The organism is Pseudomonas sp. No.21 (assembly GCF_054558415.1).
In genome coordinates, this window is the sequence record NZ_BAAJNO010000001.1 from 608,763 (window position 1) to 624,502 (window position 15,740).

At 67.6% G+C, this 15,740-nt stretch carries 18 protein-coding genes and 2 pseudogenes; 8 read left to right on the plus strand and 12 right to left on the minus strand.

All coding sequences use genetic code 11. From position 1 onward, the window contains the following. Positions 1-51 precede the first annotated feature (51 nt). From paaE to paaA, 5 genes are all read right to left on the minus strand, one after another. Complete coding sequence (gene paaE / locus ACYJSS_RS02570) at positions 52-1,128, minus strand: 1,2-phenylacetyl-CoA epoxidase subunit PaaE (RefSeq protein WP_459479225.1); 1,077 nt, start codon at positions 1,126-1,128, stop codon at positions 52-54. Between the two features lie 76 nt (positions 1,129-1,204). Further along, positions 1,205-1,738 carry a 1,2-phenylacetyl-CoA epoxidase subunit PaaD gene (paaD, locus tag ACYJSS_RS02575; protein ID WP_236206651.1) on the minus strand — a complete coding sequence of 178 codons (534 nt, stop codon included), beginning with the start codon at positions 1,736-1,738 and terminating at the stop codon, positions 1,205-1,207. After that, positions 1,725-2,486, minus strand: a complete 762-nt coding sequence (gene paaC, locus ACYJSS_RS02580) for a 1,2-phenylacetyl-CoA epoxidase subunit PaaC (protein ID WP_236206652.1) — start codon at positions 2,484-2,486, stop codon at positions 1,725-1,727. Before paaC ends, paaD begins: the two co-directional genes overlap by 14 nt. A 10-nt stretch (positions 2,487-2,496) precedes the next feature. After that, a complete protein-coding gene (gene paaB, locus ACYJSS_RS02585; RefSeq protein ID WP_111262632.1) occupies positions 2,497-2,778 on the minus strand; it encodes a 1,2-phenylacetyl-CoA epoxidase subunit PaaB in 282 nt (93 codons plus the stop codon). Positions 2,779-2,933: 155 nt separating this feature from the next. Then, entirely contained in the window at positions 2,934-3,923 is a 990-nt protein-coding gene (paaA, locus tag ACYJSS_RS02590; protein ID WP_111262633.1) for a 1,2-phenylacetyl-CoA epoxidase subunit PaaA, read from the minus strand. Positions 3,924-4,443: 520 nt separating this feature from the next. Here paaA and ACYJSS_RS02595 point away from each other — a divergent pair. Together ACYJSS_RS02595 and ACYJSS_RS02600 are read left to right on the plus strand one after the other, a co-directional pair. Further along, a complete protein-coding gene (locus ACYJSS_RS02595; protein ID WP_236206653.1) occupies positions 4,444-4,662 on the plus strand; it encodes a hypothetical protein in 219 nt (72 codons plus the stop codon). Between the two features lie 68 nt (positions 4,663-4,730). Beyond that, positions 4,731-4,925 (plus strand): hypothetical protein, encoded by a 195-nt coding sequence (locus ACYJSS_RS02600; protein ID WP_111262635.1) that lies wholly within the window; start codon positions 4,731-4,733, stop codon positions 4,923-4,925. A gap of 164 nt (positions 4,926-5,089) precedes the next feature. Here the strand turns inward: ACYJSS_RS02600 and ACYJSS_RS02605 are convergent, their stop codons facing one another. Then, positions 5,090-5,443, minus strand: coding sequence for a DUF1428 domain-containing protein (locus tag ACYJSS_RS02605; protein ID WP_111262636.1), 354 nt, complete (start codon positions 5,441-5,443; stop codon positions 5,090-5,092). Positions 5,444-5,586: 143 nt separating this feature from the next. Here ACYJSS_RS02605 and ACYJSS_RS02610 point away from each other — a divergent pair. Together ACYJSS_RS02610 and ACYJSS_RS02615 are read left to right on the plus strand one after the other, a co-directional pair. Beyond that, a pseudogene (locus ACYJSS_RS02610) lies at positions 5,587-5,724 on the plus strand (type II toxin-antitoxin system HigB family toxin); the annotation flags it as partial. Continuing rightward, positions 5,721-6,092 (plus strand): helix-turn-helix domain-containing protein, encoded by a 372-nt coding sequence (locus tag ACYJSS_RS02615; protein WP_111262637.1) that lies wholly within the window; start codon positions 5,721-5,723, stop codon positions 6,090-6,092. The pseudogene ACYJSS_RS02610 and the gene ACYJSS_RS02615, both read left to right, overlap by 4 nt. A gap of 283 nt (positions 6,093-6,375) precedes the next feature. Here ACYJSS_RS02615 and paaK read toward each other — a convergent pair whose 3' ends face one another. The 6 genes and pseudogenes from paaK to paaF form a co-directional block, all read right to left on the minus strand. Further along, positions 6,376-7,689, minus strand: a complete 1,314-nt coding sequence (paaK, locus tag ACYJSS_RS02620; protein ID WP_111262638.1) for a phenylacetate--CoA ligase PaaK — start codon at positions 7,687-7,689, stop codon at positions 6,376-6,378. A gap of 90 nt (positions 7,690-7,779) precedes the next feature. After that, on the minus strand, positions 7,780-8,985 hold the full coding sequence (pcaF, locus tag ACYJSS_RS02625; RefSeq protein ID WP_111262639.1) for a 3-oxoadipyl-CoA thiolase: 1,206 nt from the start codon (positions 8,983-8,985) through the stop codon (positions 7,780-7,782). After that, positions 8,978-9,428, minus strand: a pseudogene (gene paaI, locus ACYJSS_RS02630) (hydroxyphenylacetyl-CoA thioesterase PaaI). Before paaI ends, pcaF begins: the two are co-directional and overlap by 8 nt. Next, positions 9,415-10,938, minus strand: coding sequence for a 3-hydroxyacyl-CoA dehydrogenase PaaH (gene paaH / locus ACYJSS_RS02635; RefSeq protein ID WP_111262640.1), 1,524 nt, complete (start codon positions 10,936-10,938; stop codon positions 9,415-9,417). The pseudogene paaI and the gene paaH overlap by 14 nt, the downstream one beginning before the upstream one ends. Positions 10,939-10,941: 3 nt before the next feature. Beyond that, the gene (gene paaG / locus ACYJSS_RS02640) at positions 10,942-11,733 is read right to left on the minus strand and encodes a 2-(1,2-epoxy-1,2-dihydrophenyl)acetyl-CoA isomerase PaaG (protein WP_111262641.1); all 792 of its coding nucleotides are present in this window, start codon (positions 11,731-11,733) and stop codon (positions 10,942-10,944) included. A gap of 38 nt (positions 11,734-11,771) precedes the next feature. Further along, positions 11,772-12,545 (minus strand): 2,3-dehydroadipyl-CoA hydratase PaaF, encoded by a 774-nt coding sequence (gene paaF / locus ACYJSS_RS02645; RefSeq protein ID WP_111262642.1) that lies wholly within the window; start codon positions 12,543-12,545, stop codon positions 11,772-11,774. A gap of 105 nt (positions 12,546-12,650) precedes the next feature. Here paaF and ACYJSS_RS02650 point away from each other — a divergent pair, with 105 nt between their 5' ends. From ACYJSS_RS02650 to feaR, 4 genes are all read left to right on the plus strand, one after another. Further along, a complete protein-coding gene (locus ACYJSS_RS02650) occupies positions 12,651-12,968 on the plus strand; it encodes a hypothetical protein (protein WP_146603036.1) in 318 nt (105 codons plus the stop codon). After that, a complete protein-coding gene (gene paaY, locus ACYJSS_RS02655) occupies positions 12,965-13,561 on the plus strand; it encodes a phenylacetic acid degradation protein PaaY (RefSeq protein WP_111262643.1) in 597 nt (198 codons plus the stop codon). Before ACYJSS_RS02650 ends, paaY begins: the two co-directional genes overlap by 4 nt. A gap of 67 nt (positions 13,562-13,628) precedes the next feature. Next, positions 13,629-14,552: a phenylacetic acid degradation operon negative regulatory protein PaaX gene (gene paaX, locus ACYJSS_RS02660; RefSeq protein WP_111262644.1), complete on the plus strand. Its 924-nt coding sequence runs from the start codon at positions 13,629-13,631 to the stop codon at positions 14,550-14,552. A gap of 156 nt (positions 14,553-14,708) precedes the next feature. Next, entirely contained in the window at positions 14,709-15,623 is a 915-nt protein-coding gene (feaR, locus tag ACYJSS_RS02665; protein WP_111262666.1) for a transcriptional regulator FeaR, read from the plus strand. The last annotated feature ends 117 nt before the right edge of the window (positions 15,624-15,740 follow it).

Here is a 15,740-nt window from a genome sequence, read left to right on the forward strand (position 1 = left end):
GTGCTGGTGGGCTGAAACGGAGCGCCGCCCGGCCCACCCTACGGTTCGGGATCAGAGCTGGTCGAAGTCGAGGACCACCTTGTCTGTCAGCGGATAGGACTGACACGAGAGCACGTAGCCGGCGGCCACCTCGTAGTCCTCCAGGGCGAAGTTGCTGTCCATCTCCACCTCGCCCTCGACCACCCGGCACTTGCAGGTGGAGCAGACGCCGGCCTTGCAGGAATAGGGGAGTTCCAGGCCCTGGGCGTTGCCGGCGTCGAGCAGGCTCTGGCTGTTGCGGGCCAGCTCGAAGCTCACTTCGCGGCCGTCGCTGATCACCGTCACCCGGCTTTGCGCGCTGCCTGCTTGCTGGGCAGCCTCGCGGGCTTCGCGCCGGTGCTCGCTGCCGGCGGCGGCGAACAGCTCGAAGTGGATGCGCTCGGCCGGCATGCCGTTGGCGCGCAGCTGGTCGCGCACGGTCTCGGTCATCGCCTGCGGGCCGCAGATGAAGGCGGCGTCCAGGGCGCGCACGTCGATCCAGCGCTGGAACAGCTGGCCGCATTTGTCGGCGTCGATGCGGCCGTTGTAGAGGTCCACGTCCTGCTGCTCGCGGCTGAACAGGAAGATCAGGTTGAGGCGCTGCAGGTAGCGGTTCTTCAGGTCCTCCAGCTGTTCGCGGAACAGTGCCGAGGCGCTGGAACGATTGCCGTAGAGCAGGGTGACGCGGCTGTGGGGCTCGGTCTGAAGGGTGGTCTTGACGATGGAGAGGATCGGCGTGATGCCGCTGCCGGCGGCCACCGCCAGGTAGTGGCCGTGGCGCGCCGGGTCCAGCGGCACGTTGAAGTGGCCGGAGGGCGGCATCACCTCCAGGCTGTGGCCGGCCTTGAGCTGCTCGTTGGCCCAGCTGGAGAAGCGCCCGCCCGCCACGCGCTTGACCGCGACGCGCAGCTCGCCGTCGTTGACGCCGGTGCAGATGGAGTAGGAGCGGCGCACTTCCTCGCCATCCAGCTGGGTGCGCACCACCAGGTGCTGGCCCTGGGTGAAGCGGAAGCTGTCGCGCAGCGCGGCGGGAATGTCGAAGGCGATGGACACCGCGTCGCGGGTTTCCGGGCGCACGTCCTTGATGGTCAGGCTGTGGAACCTGCTCATTGTTGTTCTCCTGCGACTTTACCGCGCGGAGGACGAATACAAGCGGTGCCAGTGGCAACGGCCTGTGTTCGCTCTCCTAGATGCACTTGAAGTAATCGAACGGCTCCAGGCACTCCTTGCAACGGTGCAAGGCCTTGCAGGCCGTGGAGCCGAATTCGCTCAACTGTTCGGTATGCACGCTGCCGCATTGCGGGCAGCGGATATCCGGGGCGTCCCCCAGCAGGGCGCGCTTGCTGGTGCTGCCGCTGGGCGGGGCGATGCCGTAGGCGCGCAGGCGTTCGCGGCCGTCGTCACTGATCCAGTCGGTGGTCCAGGCCGGCGCCAGGCGGCGTTCCAGGTTCGGCGCGGCGAAACCGGCGCCTTCCAGCGCCTGTTCGATGTCGCGTTCGATCACCTCGGTGGCCGGGCAGCCCGAATAGGTGGGGGTGACCACCACGTGCAGGTGGCCGCCTCGCCAGTCGAGGGCGCGGACGATGCCGAGGTCGACCACGCTGACCACCGGCACTTCCGGGTCCATCACCTCGCCGAGCACCGACCAGGCGCGGGCCAGGTCGACGGGTACGCCGGGGCGGGCGCCACGGTCGCTGGCGATCAGCTCACCAGGACGCATCGGGATGGGCCCTTTGCAGGAACTGCATCTCGGCCAGCAGCAGGCCCAGGTGCTCGGTGTGCAGGCCACGGCGGCCGGAAAGGTAGAAGTGGCTGGCCGGCTCCGGCAGCGGCAGGGTGGCGCTGGCGAAGGTGTCGGCGACCCTGGCCTTCCAGGCGGAGGCGATGTCCGCAGGCTCCGGTGCGCTGCCGGCGGCGGCCAGGCGTTGTTCCACCTCGTCGCCGTTCACCAGCTCGACGGTGAAGCGCCAGAGTTCACCGATAGCCGCCAGCATGCGCCGGTGGCTTTCCTCGGTGCCGTCGCCCAGGCGCTGTACCCATTCGCTGGAGCGGCGCAGGTGGTAGGTGACTTCCTTCAGCGCCTTGGCGGCGATGCCGGCGATGCGTTCGTCACGGGAGCTGCTGAGGCCGTGGAGCACCTGGAAATGCCAGGCATCAAAGAGGAACTGCTTGGTGAGGGTCACCGCGTAGTCGCCGTTGGGTTGCTCCACCAGCAGCAGGTTGCGGTAGGCGCGCTCGTCGCGGCGGTAGGCCAGGTGGTCGGCGTCGCGGCCGTCGTCCAGCAGCTCGGCGGCGTATTCCAGCCAGTTGCGGGCCTGGCCCACCAGGTCGAGGCCGACGTTCATCAACGCCAGCTCCTCTTCCAGGGCCGGGGCCTTGCCGCACCACTCGCAAAGGCGCTGGCCCTGCACCAGGGCGCTGTCGCCGAGGCGCAGCAGGTATTCGATCAGGTCGTGCTTGGCAGTCATGGCGTGCGCCTCACATGTGGCCGACTTCGGCCGGCAGCTCGTAGAAGCTGGCGTGGCGGTAGACCTTGTCTTCGGCCGGGTCGAACAGCGGTTCCTTCTCATCGGGGGAGGAGGCGGTGATCAGCGCCGAGGGCACCACCCAGAGGCTCACGCCCTCGTTGCGGCGGGTGTACAGCTCGCGGGCGTTCTCGATGGCCATGGCGGCATCGGCGGCGTGCACGCTGCCGACATGCTTGTGGTTGAGGCCGTGCTTGCTGCGCACGAAGACCTCGAAAAGGGTCCATTCACTCATTGTGTTCTCCTGCTCATCAGGTGTGAGCTGCTGCGCGTCGGCATAACGTCGCTGGAAACAGCCCCGGGCTTGCTCATCTACAGTCGTAAACTCCGCGCCCGCGCCTGTTTCCACCTCGTTCTGCTCTAGCTCGCAAGCTCACAGGTGGCGGTGGGTTAGGCGGCGTCTTTCTTCTGATTCTTGCGGGCATGGGCCACCGCGGCTTCGCGGACCCAGGCGCCGTCTTCGATGGCCTTGCGGCGGGTGGCGATGCGCTCGTGGTTGCAGGGGCCGTTGCCCTTGAGCACTTCGTAGAACTCGCTCCAGTCGATTTCGCCGAAGTCGTAGTGGCCGCGCGCCTCGTTCCACTTCAGGTGCGGGTCCGGCGCGGTGCAGCCGAGCAGCTCCAGTTGCGGCACGGTCTGGTCGATGAAGCGCTGGCGCAGCTCGTCGTTGCCCTGGCGCTTGATCTTCCAGGCCATGGACTGGGCACTGTTGGGGGAGTGTTCGTCGCTGGGGCCGAACATCATCAGCGAGGGCCACCAGAGGCGGTTGATGGCGTCCTGGACCATGTCCTTCTGCGCCTGGGTGCCGTTGCGCATCATGTGCAGGAGGATTTCGTAGCCCTGGCGCTGGTGGAAGGACTCTTCCTTGCAGATGCGGACCATGGCGCGGGAGTAGGGCCCGTAGGAGGTGCGCTGCAGCACCACCTGGTTGACGATGGCGGCGCCATCCACCAGCCAGCCCACCGCGCCCATGTCGGCCCAGCTCAGGGTCGGGTAGTTGAAGATGCTCGAATACTTGGCGCGACCGCTGTGCAGCTTGGCGATCTCCTCGTCGCGGCAGGCGCCGAGGGTTTCCATGGCGCTGTAGAGGTACAGGCCGTGGCCGGCCTCGTCCTGGATCTTCGCCATCAGCTGCAGCTTGCGCTTGAGGGTGGGCGCGCGGGTCACCCAGTTGCCCTCCGGCAGCATGCCGACGATCTCGGAATGCGCATGCTGGGAAATCTGCCGGATCAGCGTCTGCCGGTAGGCGTCCGGCATCCAGTTCTTCGGCTCGATCTTGATTTCCGCATCGATCCTTTCCTGGAAGGCGCGCTCTTCCGGGGACATCTCCTCCAGCGCCTTCACGCGCTTCACGCCGGTCTCAACCAATTGTGCGTACATGCCGTTCTCCAGCCATGCGGGTTCGTGGGGTGGCTTGGCCATGGCGCTAGTTTTAAATGATACAAAAACAAATATCAAATTAAAAAATAGGTGTCGGATTGGAAAAGCGGCAAGTGGCAAGCTTCAAGTGGCAAGCTAGGAGCTAGGAGCTGGAAGCTGGAAGCTGGAAGCTGAGAGCCAGAGCCAGAGCCAGAGCCAGAGCCAGAGCCAGAGTCGTGGGCTGGGGCGCTTTTGGCTTTTTCTTCCAGCTTCAGGCTTCAAGCTTCCAGCTAAGGGGAAAGAGATTCAAAATTTCAGAAATGACTACATTGTTCCGTTCCCTTTACTCTTTTTAACAATTGCCCCCCAAAGCTTAAAAGACCGGCGCTGCGCGCCTTTGCATACTGCCGGCCTGCCATTGGCATTGGAGGCCTTCATGTTCAGGCGCGGGTGTTCATCCTTCTGTTTCCATCCGGGTTCCGGCACGGTGTTGGTGGCCTGGCGGGACATGGGGCCGTGGTCGTTTGCGGCGCCTTCGTCGGTGGCGCTCGGGCGCCTGGCACTGGCGCTGCTGGCCTCTGGGTTGGGGGTGGTGGTGCTGGTCGCGGTGCTGCGCCCGTTCCTCGCCTGTGCCGATGGCGGGCTGTGCCTGCCGCTGTTCTCGGCCGAGCTCGGTGAGCTGGTGGGCGTGCTGGTGGCGCTGGAGCTGATGGCCATCGCCTGGCTGGTGCGCTCGCTGCGCGGGCTGCTGCGGGGCTGAGCGGCCTCGCATTCCACTCGAACCCATCATTCAGGGATGTTCGAAATGACCACGAAGGCGAAGGGCTGATGGGCGCGGGTCTAGAAGCCATCGAGGTGCTGCTGGTCACCCCGCGCGTCGCGGAACTGCACGCCCAGGCCCTGGCAGAGGGCGCCACCGAGCTGGCCGCGCCCGCCCGCGAGGACTCGGGCCGTCTTGCCTCGCGCCTGCGCTGGGCTGACGGCGTGCTAGTGGCGCTGCAATCCCCGGCGCTGGAGCCCTGATCGGGGTGAGGTGTCGGGCGGGCGTAGGGTGGGTTTCAGCCCGCCTTTACGTTTAGTAGGCCCCCGCGTTCGCGGGGGTGACGAGGTGGCGGGGATACCGCAGCGAGCACCGTCATCCTCGCGAACGCGGGGATCCACTGAACAGTCCGGGCTACCCGTGCCCATCAGGCGTCGACTATCACCTCGAAGCCGCCATAGATCATGCGCTGCCCGTCGAAGGGCATCTTCTCGGGATCGGGATGCAGGCGCGGGTCCTCCATGGATTTCTTCATGCCTTCGTCGCGGGCCTGGCGGGACGGCCAGGTGATCCACGAGAACACCACCGTCTCGTCGTCCTTGCGTTTCACCGCCATGGGGAAGGACGTCACCTTGCCCTCCGGCACGTCATCGCCCCAGCACTCGACGACGCTGAGGGCGCCATGGTCCTTGAACACCTGGGCGGCGGTGCGGGCGAGGGCGATATAGGCCTCGCGCTTGGCGGTGGGCACGGGGACGACGAATCCATCTACGTAGCTCATGAGCGATCTCCTGGGCGGTGGCGCGTGGCGATCCACGTGCCGGTCTCATCCGGTAGTCGATTCAGGATTGGCGATTGAGACAATTCCTGGGCGAATGCCCGGGCTGTTCCGACGAGCGGCGCGGCGGCTGCAGGTTGTGAGGCAGTATCAAGGGCAATGACTATCGGCTGGTGGTGGCGGTTGCCTACCGCTTCGGTGCGCTCTATATCAAGTTCGTCGGTACTCACAGGGAGTACGACGCCATCGATGCCAACACTGTGGAGATGGACCCGGGATCATGAACATCCGCCCGATTCGCACTGACGATGACTACCGCGCGGCGCTCGAGCTGGTGGCGCCGCTGTTCGAGAACGAGCCTGAGCCGGACACGCCCGAAGGCGACTTCTTCGAGGTGATGCTCACCTTGATCGAGGCGTACGAGGCGCGTCACTTCCCGGTCGACCTGCCCGGGCCGGTGGAGGCCATCAAGTTCCGCATGGAGCAGTCCGGGTTGACCGTGGCCGACCTGGTGCCCGCCATCGGGCGCCCCAACCGGGTCTATGAGGTGCTCAACGGCAAGCGCTCCCTCACCTTGCCGATGATCTGGAAGCTGCACGAGATGTTCGGCATCCCTGCGGAGAGCCTGATCAAGCCACCGACCGCCGTCTGAGTGGTTCCAGCACGGCAAAAAGCCCCGCTTCGGCGGGGCTTTTCATTTGCACGTGAGCAGTCACCTCCTTAGGCCGTGGTCATGTGTCATCGGCTTTGCCTGTGACGACTCGAACTGAGGGCACGACAGGATGAGCTCGAGCCGTAGGGTGTGCCGTGCGCACCGCCGCAGGGTGCTTCCGGCGAGCCCAGGTGCGCGCAGCACACCCTACGTCCGGAGTGAGCGGCGGCCGCAAACTCCGAGGACTGTCTGTGCCCCTCCACGTTCTAAAGGCGTGGGCGGCTCACGCCTTGGCGCGGTTGTCGTAGACGTGGCAGGCCTTGCCTTCGGAGCGCTTCAGCGAGTAAGCCGGGCGCAGCACGATGCGCGAGGTGATGCCGATGTAGGTCTTGATATGGCGGCCCAGTTCGGTGCACAGCGCCAGTTCCTGCGCCTGGTCCAGCGGCTCCAGGCCATGGCGGGGTTCGACGTGGACTTCCATGCTGTCGAGGTTGCCGGTGCGCGAGAGGTGGATCTCGTAGGTCTCGGCCAACTGGCGGACCTTGAGCACCTGCTCCTCGATCTGCGTGGGGAAGACGTTGACGCCCCGGATGATCAGCATGTCGTCGCTGCGCCCGGTGATCTTGTCGATGCGCCGCATGGGGCGCGCGGTGCCCGGCAGCAGGCGGGTGAGGTCGCGGGTGCGGTAGCGGATCATCGGCAGCGCCTCCTTGGACAGGGAGGTGAACACCAGCTCGCCCATCTGCCCGTCCGGCAGCACCTGGCCGGTCACCGGGTCGATGATCTCGGGGTAGAAGTGGTCTTCCCAGATGGTCGGGCCGTCCTTGGTCTCGGCGCATTCCATGGCCACGCCCGGGCCCATGATTTCCGAGAGGCCGTAGATGTCCAGGGCGGTGATGCCCAGGCGCTCCTCGATGGCGCGGCGCAGTTCGGCGGTCCAGGGTTCGGCGCCGAAGATGCCCAGGCGCAGGGCCAGCTTGTGCGGGTCCAGGCCCTGGCGCTCGATCTCGTCGGCGAGGTTCAGCATGTAGGAGGGCGTGACCATGATGATGTCCGGCTGGAAGTCGCGGATCAGCTGGACCTGCTTCTCGGTCTGGCCGCCGGACATGGGGATCACCGTGCAGCCCAGGCGCTCGGCGCCGTAGTGGGCGCCAAGGCCGCCGGTGAACAGGCCGTAGCCGTAGGAGACGTGCACCTTGTCGCCCTTGCGGCCGCCGGCGGCGCGGATCGAGCGCGCCACCACGTTGGCCCAGGTGTCGATGTCGTTCTGGGTGTAGCCGACCACGGTGGGCTTGCCGGTGGTGCCGCTGGAGGCGTGGATGCGCACCACCTCTTGCTGGGGCACGGCGAACATGCCGTAGGGGTAGTTGTCGCGCAGGTCGGACTTGCCGGTGAAGGGGAAGCGGGCGAGGTCGTCGTGGCTCTTCAGGTCCTCGGGGTGCACGCCCAGTTCGTCGAAGCGCTGGCGGTACAGCGGGACGTTGCGGTAGGCGTGGTCAAGGCTCCAGCGCAGGCGTTCCAGCTGGTGCTGGCGGAGCTGGTCGACGCTGGCGGTTTCCATCGGGTCGAGCAAGGCGGCATTGGCGATCATGTTCATTTCATCACTCGTATTGTTCTTGTGCGTGGCGCTGGGCGCCTGAGTGCAGGAAGGCAGGATACTCCCGGCCTTCCCGGCCCGGTGTGGCGGTTACAGTTTTTCGATGATCAGGGCGATGCCCTGGCCGACGCCGATGCACATGGTGCAGAGGGCGTAGCGGCCGGAGCGGGCTTCCAGTTCGTGCAGCGCGGTGGTGACCAGGCGCGCGCCGCTCATGCCCAGCGGGTGGCCCAGGGCGATGGCGCCGCCGTTGGGGTTGACCCGGGGATCGTCGTCGGCCAGTTCCAGTTCGCGGAGCACGGCCAGGCCCTGGGCGGCGAAGGCTTCGTTGAGTTCGATCACGTCCATGTCGGCGAGCGACAGGCCGGCGAGCGCCAGCACCTTGCGCGTGGCCGGCACCGGGCCGATGCCCATGATGCGCGGCTCGACGCCGGCGCAGGCCATGGCGACCACGCGGGCGCGGGGCTTGAGGCCGAAGCGGCGGGCGGCATCGGTGCTGGCCAGCAGCAGGGCGCAGGCACCGTCGTTGACCCCGGAGGCGTTGCCGGCAGTGACGCTACCGCCTTCGCGGAAGGGCGTGCCGAGGCGCGCCAGCTGCTCCAGGGTGGTGTCGCCGCGCGGGTGCTCGTCCTGCTCCACCCATTTCGACGGGCCCTTGCGCTGGGCAATCTCCACCGGGACGATCTCCTTCGCCAGGCGCCCGCTGGCCTGGGCGGCGGCCGCCTTGAGCTGGCTGCGCAGGGCGAAGGCGTCCTGGTCGGCGCGGCTGATGCCGAACTGCTCGGCGACGTTCTCCGCCGTCTCGGGCATGGAGTCGATACCGTACTGGCGCTTCATCAGGCCGTTGACGAAGCGCCAGCCGATGGTGGTGTCGAATAGCTCCGCGCTGCGGCCGAAGGCCTGTTCGGACTTGCCCATCACGAAGGGCGCGCGGGACATGGATTCCACGCCGCCGGCCAGCATCAGCCCGGCCTCGCCGCAGCGCAGGGCGCGGGCGGCGCTGCCGATGGCGTCGAGCCCCGAGCCGCACAGGCGGTTGAGGGTGGTGCCGGGCACGGTGACCGGCAGCCCGGCGAGCAGGGCTGCCATGCGCGCGACGTTGCGGTTGTCCTCGCCGGCCTGGTTGGCGCAGCCGTAGATCACGTCGTCGATGGCGCCCCGGTCCAGCTCGGGGTGGCGCTGCATCAGGGCGCGGATCGGCACCGCGCCGAGGTCGTCGGCGCGAACGGAGGACAGGGCGCCGGCGTAGCGCCCGATGGGCGTGCGCACGGCGTCGATGATCAGGGCGTCATTCATGCAGGGATTCCTCGTCGAGCAGGGTGCCGCGCACCTTGTAGGACTTGCCGTGGAACAGGGCGATCAGTTGCCCGTTCTGGTTCTCGATGCGCACGTCGTAGTTGCCGGTGCGGCCGCTGCGGCTCTGTTCGGTGGCCTGGGCGGTGAGGGTGTCGCCCAGGTGCGCCGGGGCCACGTAGTCGATGCTGCAGCCGATGGCCACGGTGACTTCGTTGTAGGTGTTGCAGGCGAAGGCGAAGGCCGAGTCGGCCAGGGCGAACAGGTGCCCGCCATGGCAGGTGCCGACGCCCTGCAGCATGTCGGCGCGCACGCTCATGCCCACCCGGGCGGCGCCGGGGGCCACCGAGAGCAGGCGCATGCCCATGCGCCTGGCTGGCGGCGTCGCGTTCGTACAGGGTGCTGGCGCAGGCCTCGGCCAGCGACAGGGCTTCACGGTTGGTCATGCAGTGTCCTCCCTTCGGCCACCCGGCGGCGCAGGGCCAGCGAGGGGCGGTAGCGCGGCTCGCCATAGGCGGCCTGCAGGTTGTCCAGGGTGCGCAGCACCTGGGCCGGGCCGATGGCGTCGGCCCAGGCCAGCGGGCCGCACGGGTAATTGACCCCGGCGCACATGGCCAGGTCGATGTCGGCGGCGCTGGCGACCCCGTGGAGCAAGGCGTCGGCGCCTTCGTTGGCGAGCATGGCCACGGTGCGCAGCACGGCGAGGCCGGGGACGTCGGCCAGCGGGCTGGCACTGATGCCGGCGCGGGCGAGCAGGGCGACCGCTGCATCGATGGCGGCCTGGGAGGTGCCCGCCGCCCAACTGATGCCGAGGCGTTCGGCGCGGCCGTAGTCGAGGGCCAGGTCCAGCAGCACCAGGTTGTCGAGGCCGTCCTCGCGGGCGCGCTGGGCGGCCAGGCGGCCGTCGCTCAGCGCCAGGGTGGCGTCGCCGACCCGCAGCAGCCCGGCACCGTCACGGCGGGTGACCCGCACGCCGGTGCTTTCCAGGCGCTGCACCAGTGGGGCTGCGACACCGAGATCGCCTTCGATGGCGCAGGTGTCCACGGTGGCGGTGCTGGCGAGCGTCGCCGCCTGCGGGCGCTCGGCGCCTTCGGCGTAGTCGTAGAAGCCCCGGCCGCTCTTGCGCCCGAGGCGGCCGGCGTCCACCAGCTCCTTCTGGATCAGTGAGGGCTGGAAGCGGGCGTCGCCGTAGTAGGCGTCGAACACCCCGCAGGTGACGGCGTAGTTGACGTCATGGCCGATCAGGTCGGTGAGTTCGAAGGCGCCCATGCGAAAGCCTCCGGCCTCGCGCAGCAGGGCGTCGAGGGTGGCGCAATCGGCGGCGCCTTCCTGCAGCAGGCGCAGGCTTTCGGCATAGAAGGGACGCGCCACGCGGTTGACGATGAAGCCGGGGGTGGAGCGGGCGTGCACCGGCTGCTTGCCCCAGGCGCGGGCGGTTTCGAACAGGCAGCTGGCCAGTTGCGGGTCGCTGTCGAGGCCGCAGACGACCTCCACCAGCGCCATCAGCGGTGCCGGGTTGAAGAAGTGCATGCCGAGCACGCGGCCCGGGTGCCGCAGGCCGGCGGCGAGGCGGGTGATGGACAGCGACGAGGTGTTGCTGGCGAGGATGCAGTCGGGGGCGCACAGGGCCTCCAGGCGCTGCAGCAGCTCGCGCTTGATCTCCAGCTTCTCGACGATCGCCTCGATCACCAGGCCGGCGTCGGCCAGCTCCTCCAGCTCATCGGCCGGGCGCAGGCGGGCGAGGGTGGCGACATGGGCGGCGGCCTCCAGCTTGCCTTTGTCCACCAGGCGGGCGAGCTGCCGGTCGATGCCGGCGATGGCCTGGGCGGCGGCGCCGGTACGGGTGTCGTACAGGCGCACCGGGTGCCCGGCCTGGGCGGCGACCTGGGCGATGCCGGCGCCCATGGCGCCCGCGCCGATCACGGCCACCGGGGTTTCTCTGTTCAGGGCGTGCATGGCTCAGCGTCCTTTGAAGCTCGGGGTGCGTTTCTCCATGAAGGCGCCGACGCCTTCGCGGTAGTCCTCGCTGCGGCCGGCCAGGCGCTGCAGGTCGCGCTCCAGCTCCAGCTGCTGGTCGAAGCCGTTGTCCAGGCTGGCGTTGAGGGCGCGCTTGATCAGGGCCAGGCCGTAGGTGGGCTGGGTGGCCAGGTGGCGCGCCAGCTTCAGGGCCTCGTCGCGCAGCGCGGCGTCATCCACCACGCGGTGGATCAGCCCCCATTGCTCGGCCTGCTCGGCGCTCAGCCGCTCGCCCAGCAATGCCAGGGCCTTGGCACGGGCCAGGCCGACCAGGCGCGGCAGGCTCCAGGTGCCGCCGGAGTCGGGCACCAGGCCGATCTTGCAGAAGGCCTGGATGAAACTGGCCGAACGCGCCGCCAGCACCAGGTCGCAGGCCAGCGGGATGTTGGCGCCGGCACCGGCGGCCACGCCGTTGACCGCGCAGATCACCGGCAGCGGCAGGTCGCGCAGGGCGCGGATCAGCGGGTTGTAGAAGCGCTCGATGGACAGCCCCAGGTCGGGCATCTCGGCGCTCGGCGCGACGTTGCGGTCGGCCAGGTCCTGCCCGGCGCAGAAGCCGCGGCCCTCGCCGGTGAGCAGCAGGACGCGCACCTCCGGGTCCTGGCGCACGCGCTTGAGGGCCTCGCGGACCTCGCCGTGCATGGCGGCGTTGAAGCTGTTGAGCTGTTCGGGGCGGTTGAGGCTGAGGGTGGCGACCCCGGCCTCGATGGAAAACAGGATGTGCTCGAAATTCATGGCGTGCGCTCTATGGAGTCGAGTGGTGGGCGGCCGGGTCAGCGGCCGGTGAATTCGGGGGTGCGTTTCTCGCGGAAGGCGGCGAGGCCTTCTTCGCGGTCACGGGTGCCGGCCAGCAGGGTGAAGGCGTGGCGCTCGAAGCGCAGGCCGCTGGCGAGGTCGGTGTCTTCGGCCTTGAGCAACGCCTCCTTGGCCAGTCGCAAGGCGAGAGGTGCCTTGCCGGCGATGACGCGGGCGATGGCCAGGGCGCGCTCGACGGTGAATTCCGGCTGGGTCACTTCGCTGACCAGGCCGGCGCGCAGGGCGTGGCGGGCGTCGATGGCCTCGCCGCCGAGCACCATCTGCATGGCCAGGGACTTGCCTACGGCGCGCAGCAGGCGCTGGGTACCGCCGGCGCCGGGCATGATGCCGAGGTTGATTTCCGGCTGGCCGAAGCGGGCGTCCTCGCCGGCGATGAGGATGTCGGCGTGCATGGCCAGTTCGCAGCCGCCGCCCAGGGCGAAGCCGTTGACCGCGGCGACCAGGGGCTTGGGGAAGCGGGTGATGCGCTGCCAGTGGGCCTGGCGCGGGTCGTCGAGGATGCCCACCAGGTCGCGCTCGGCCATCTCGTTGATGTCGGCGCCGGCGGCGAAGGCCTTGCGGCTGCCGGTGAGCACCACCACGCGGGTCTCCGGGTCGCGCTCGGCGGTGTCCAGTTCCAGTGCCAGTTCGCCCAGCAACTGGGTGTTCAGGGCGTTGAGCGCCTCCGGGCGTTGCAGGGTGATGAGGCGCACGCCTCTATCCGGTGGCAGGACGACGAGAGTCTGGGGCATGCAGCGGGCCCTCACGGCGCACGCACGGCATCTGGGCCGGCATTTGTTGTTGGGTTGCCAGGCATTCGTCCGCTGGGCGGGCTGGCGTTTTTCCGGAGTATACGCGTGAAGCGATACAAAACAATAAGCATTGAATTGATTTTGTGTGTCTTTAATGAGGTGTTTCCTTGCGCGTCCTGGCGTTCCGATGCTGGCTTCTCGCCAATGCGAGTCGGCGAGTTCCAGTATTGGTGCGGGCTTCTGGCGGTGAAGGGTGGATTTGTGTCAACCGATACGCGATTGCTGGCTTTATCCGATAAAAATGATGTGATACAAGTTGCGTCACCTGCCGCATCGCTTTTTTGTCGCGGTATTCGCTTGCGAGGATCGACCATGAGCCGCCTTTTCCTGCTTCAACCCATCGCGCGGGGTGTTGCGCCATGACCTGCTACAGCCTCGACGGGCTGGTTCCGGTGGTGGACCCGAGCGCCTACGTGCACCCGTCGGCGGTGCTGATCGGCGACGTGATCATCGGCCCCAACTGCTATGTGGGCCCGCTGGCCAGCCTGCGCGGCGACTTCGGGCGGATCGTCCTGGAGGAGGGCGCCAACATCCAGGACACCTGCGTGATGCATGGTTTCCCGGAAAGCGACACGGTGGTGGAGCGCAACGGCCACATCGGCCACGGCGCGGTGCTGCACGGCTGTCGCATCGGCGAGGACGCCCTGGTGGGCATGAATGCGGTGGTGATGGATGGCGCCCATATCGGTGCGCGCTCCTTCGTCTCCGCCGCGGCCTTCGTCAAGGCGCGCTTCGAGTGCCCGGAGCAGTCCCTGGTCATGGGTGCGCCGGCCGAGGTGAAGCGCCGGCTCGGCGACGAGGAGGTGGCCTGGAAGCAGCGCGGCACCCGGGAGTACCAGGCGCTGGCGCGGCGCTGCATGGCGAGCATGGTGGCCTGCGAGCCGCTGTCGGCGGTGGAGCCGGATCGCCCGCGCAACCGCGTCGACGGCCTGCGCCCGAAGGGGGAATCGGCATGAGCGCGACTGTGGTCAGCGCGCCGATGCGACGGGTATATTCGGCAACTTTCCAGCGCCCGGTTCGCCCATGACGTCCCTCGCTCCCCTGCAGCACCTCATCACCCGTTTCCAGGAGCAGACGCCGCTGCGCGCCAGCTCGCTGATCATCACCCTCTATGGCGATGCCATCGAACCCCATGGCGGCACCGTGTGGCTGGGCAGCCTGATCCAGCTGCTGGAGCCCATCGGCGTGAATGAGCGCCTGATCCGTACCTCGATCTTCCGCCTGACCAAGGAAGGCTGGCTCACCGCCGAGAAGGTCGGCCGGCGCAGCTACTACAGCCTCACCGGCACCGGGCGGCGGCGTTTCGAAAAGGCCTTCAAGCGCGTGTACAGCTCCAGCCTGCCGGCCTGGGACGGTTCCTGGTGCCTGGTGATGCTCTCGCAGCTGCCCCAGGAGAAGCGCAAACAGGTGCGCGAGGAGCTGGAGTGGCAAGGTTTTGGTGCGATTTCCCCGATCGTGCTGGCCTGCCCGCGCTGCGACCGCATGGATGTGAACGCCACCCTGCAGGACCTCGAGGCCCTGGAGGAAACCATCGTCTTCGAGACCACCGCCCAGGATGTGCTCGCCTCCAGGGCTCTGCGCATGCAGGTTCGCGAGAGTTGGAACATCGACGAGCTGGCGGCGCACTACAGCGAATTCATCCAGCTGTTCCGCCCGTTGTGGCAGGCGCTGCGCGAACAGGAGGCGCTGCAGCCGCAGGACTGCTTCCTGGCACGAACCCTGCTGATACACGAGTACCGCAAATTGCTGCTGCGCGACCCGCAGCTGCCCGACGAGCTGTTGCCGGGCGACTGGGAGGGGCGTGCGGCGCGCCAGCTGTGCCGCAATATCTACCGCCTGGTGCAAGCCAAGGCCGAGGAGTGGCTCAATGGCGCACTGGAAACCGCAGACGGTCCGCTGCCGGATGTCGGCGAAAGTTTCTATCGGCGATTCGGCGGGCTTAAATAGGGCTCCTGTCTCGAAATGCCCAGGAGGGCGAAGTGCTTGGCGTGATCCGCCGGGCCGCACCGCAGGTCGCGGGATGGCACGGAGGAAGAATGAACGAAGGTCGCCTCGATGCGGCCTTCAATAACAATAAGAAAGCTAGCCAGAGGCTCCATGGCCATGACTGCACGTGCACTGAGAACCGACCGCTTCGACGAGTGGTTGCAGCGGATCAACCAGGTATGCGGGCGCTTCTGCGCCAAGACCCTCGGGGATGAATTCTCCGGCGCGGTCCGCGAATACAAATCCGGCGCCATCAAGCTGAGCTTCGTCGATGTCGCCCAGGCGCGGCTCTATCGCACCGAGCACGAGGTGGCGCAGAGCGACGGTCGGCACTTCTTCGCCGCCTTCCAGCTGCAGGGCGAGGCGAACATGGAGCAGGGCGGCAACCGCGTGCGCCTGGCGCCCGGCGACATCACCCTGATCGACTCCTCGCTGCCCAGCGACTTCACCTACGGCGCCAATTCCCGGCAGCTGTCGCTGATCCTGCCGCGCCACCTGGTGGAACAGAACCTGCGCTATGGCAGCGTGCGCTGCGCGCAGAAGATCGCCGCCACCTCGCCCATCGCGCTGCTCACCCATCGCCTGGTGCTGGAGGCCAGCCAGCACGAGTGCCTCAGCCAGCACGAGAGCGAGGCGACCCTGGATGCGGTGGTCAGCCTGTTGCGCCCGGCCATCAGCGCCGTCGATGCCGAGGGCGACGTGCACGAGCGGGTTTTCCGCAAGACCCTGGACTTCATCGATGCGCACATCCGTTCCGAGGAGCTCTGCCCGGAGCTGCTGGCGCGCGAGGTGGGGGTTTCGGTGCGTGGCCTGTACCGCATGTTCTCGCGCAAGGGGCTGGTGGTGGCGCAGTACATCAAGAACCGCCGCCTGGACTTCTGCGCCGAGTCCCTGCGCCTGGGCGGCGCCGAGCAGAAGCTCTCCGCTCTTGGCTATTCCTGGGGGTTCTCGGATTCCAGCTATTTCTCCACCGCCTTCAAGGCGCGCTTCGGCGTTTCTCCCGGCGAGTACCGCAAGCGTTATCAGCACTAGGTGGACTTGGGCTGCGCGTTGCTAGAGGACTTGAGCCCAGCTGATTGCAGGGTTTTGGTGGGGCTTTTGGTTTCGCCCACCCGGGCGAGTCCCTTTTGACAATCGTCGGAATGCCGA

Bases quoted from the DNA above. Each gene is read 5' to 3' on its own strand.
- paaE (WP_459479225.1), bottom strand. From the start codon at position 1,128: ATGAGCAGGTTCCACAGCCTGACCATCAAGGACGTGCGCCCGGAAACC.
- paaD (WP_236206651.1), bottom strand. From the start codon at position 1,738: ATGCGTCCTGGTGAGCTGATCGCCAGCGACCGTGGCGCCCGCCCCGGC.
- paaC (WP_236206652.1), bottom strand. From the start codon at position 2,486: ATGACTGCCAAGCACGACCTGATCGAATACCTGCTGCGCCTCGGCGAC.
- paaB (WP_111262632.1), bottom strand. From the start codon at position 2,778: ATGAGTGAATGGACCCTTTTCGAGGTCTTCGTGCGCAGCAAGCACGGC.
- paaA (WP_111262633.1), bottom strand. From the start codon at position 3,923: ATGTACGCACAATTGGTTGAGACCGGCGTGAAGCGCGTGAAGGCGCTG.
- ACYJSS_RS02600 (WP_111262635.1), top strand. From the start codon at position 4,731: ATGGGCGCGGGTCTAGAAGCCATCGAGGTGCTGCTGGTCACCCCGCGC.
- ACYJSS_RS02605 (WP_111262636.1), bottom strand. From the start codon at position 5,443: ATGAGCTACGTAGATGGATTCGTCGTCCCCGTGCCCACCGCCAAGCGC.
- ACYJSS_RS02615 (WP_111262637.1), top strand. From the start codon at position 5,721: ATGAACATCCGCCCGATTCGCACTGACGATGACTACCGCGCGGCGCTC.
- paaK (WP_111262638.1), bottom strand. From the start codon at position 7,689: ATGAACATGATCGCCAATGCCGCCTTGCTCGACCCGATGGAAACCGCC.
- pcaF (WP_111262639.1), bottom strand. From the start codon at position 8,985: ATGAATGACGCCCTGATCATCGACGCCGTGCGCACGCCCATCGGGCGC.
- paaH (WP_111262640.1), bottom strand. From the start codon at position 10,938: ATGCACGCCCTGAACAGAGAAACCCCGGTGGCCGTGATCGGCGCGGGC.
- paaG (WP_111262641.1), bottom strand. From the start codon at position 11,733: ATGAATTTCGAGCACATCCTGTTTTCCATCGAGGCCGGGGTCGCCACC.
- paaF (WP_111262642.1), bottom strand. From the start codon at position 12,545: ATGCCCCAGACTCTCGTCGTCCTGCCACCGGATAGAGGCGTGCGCCTC.
- paaY (WP_111262643.1), top strand. From the start codon at position 12,965: ATGACCTGCTACAGCCTCGACGGGCTGGTTCCGGTGGTGGACCCGAGC.
- paaX (WP_111262644.1), top strand. From the start codon at position 13,629: ATGACGTCCCTCGCTCCCCTGCAGCACCTCATCACCCGTTTCCAGGAG.
- feaR (WP_111262666.1), top strand. From the start codon at position 14,709: ATGACTGCACGTGCACTGAGAACCGACCGCTTCGACGAGTGGTTGCAG.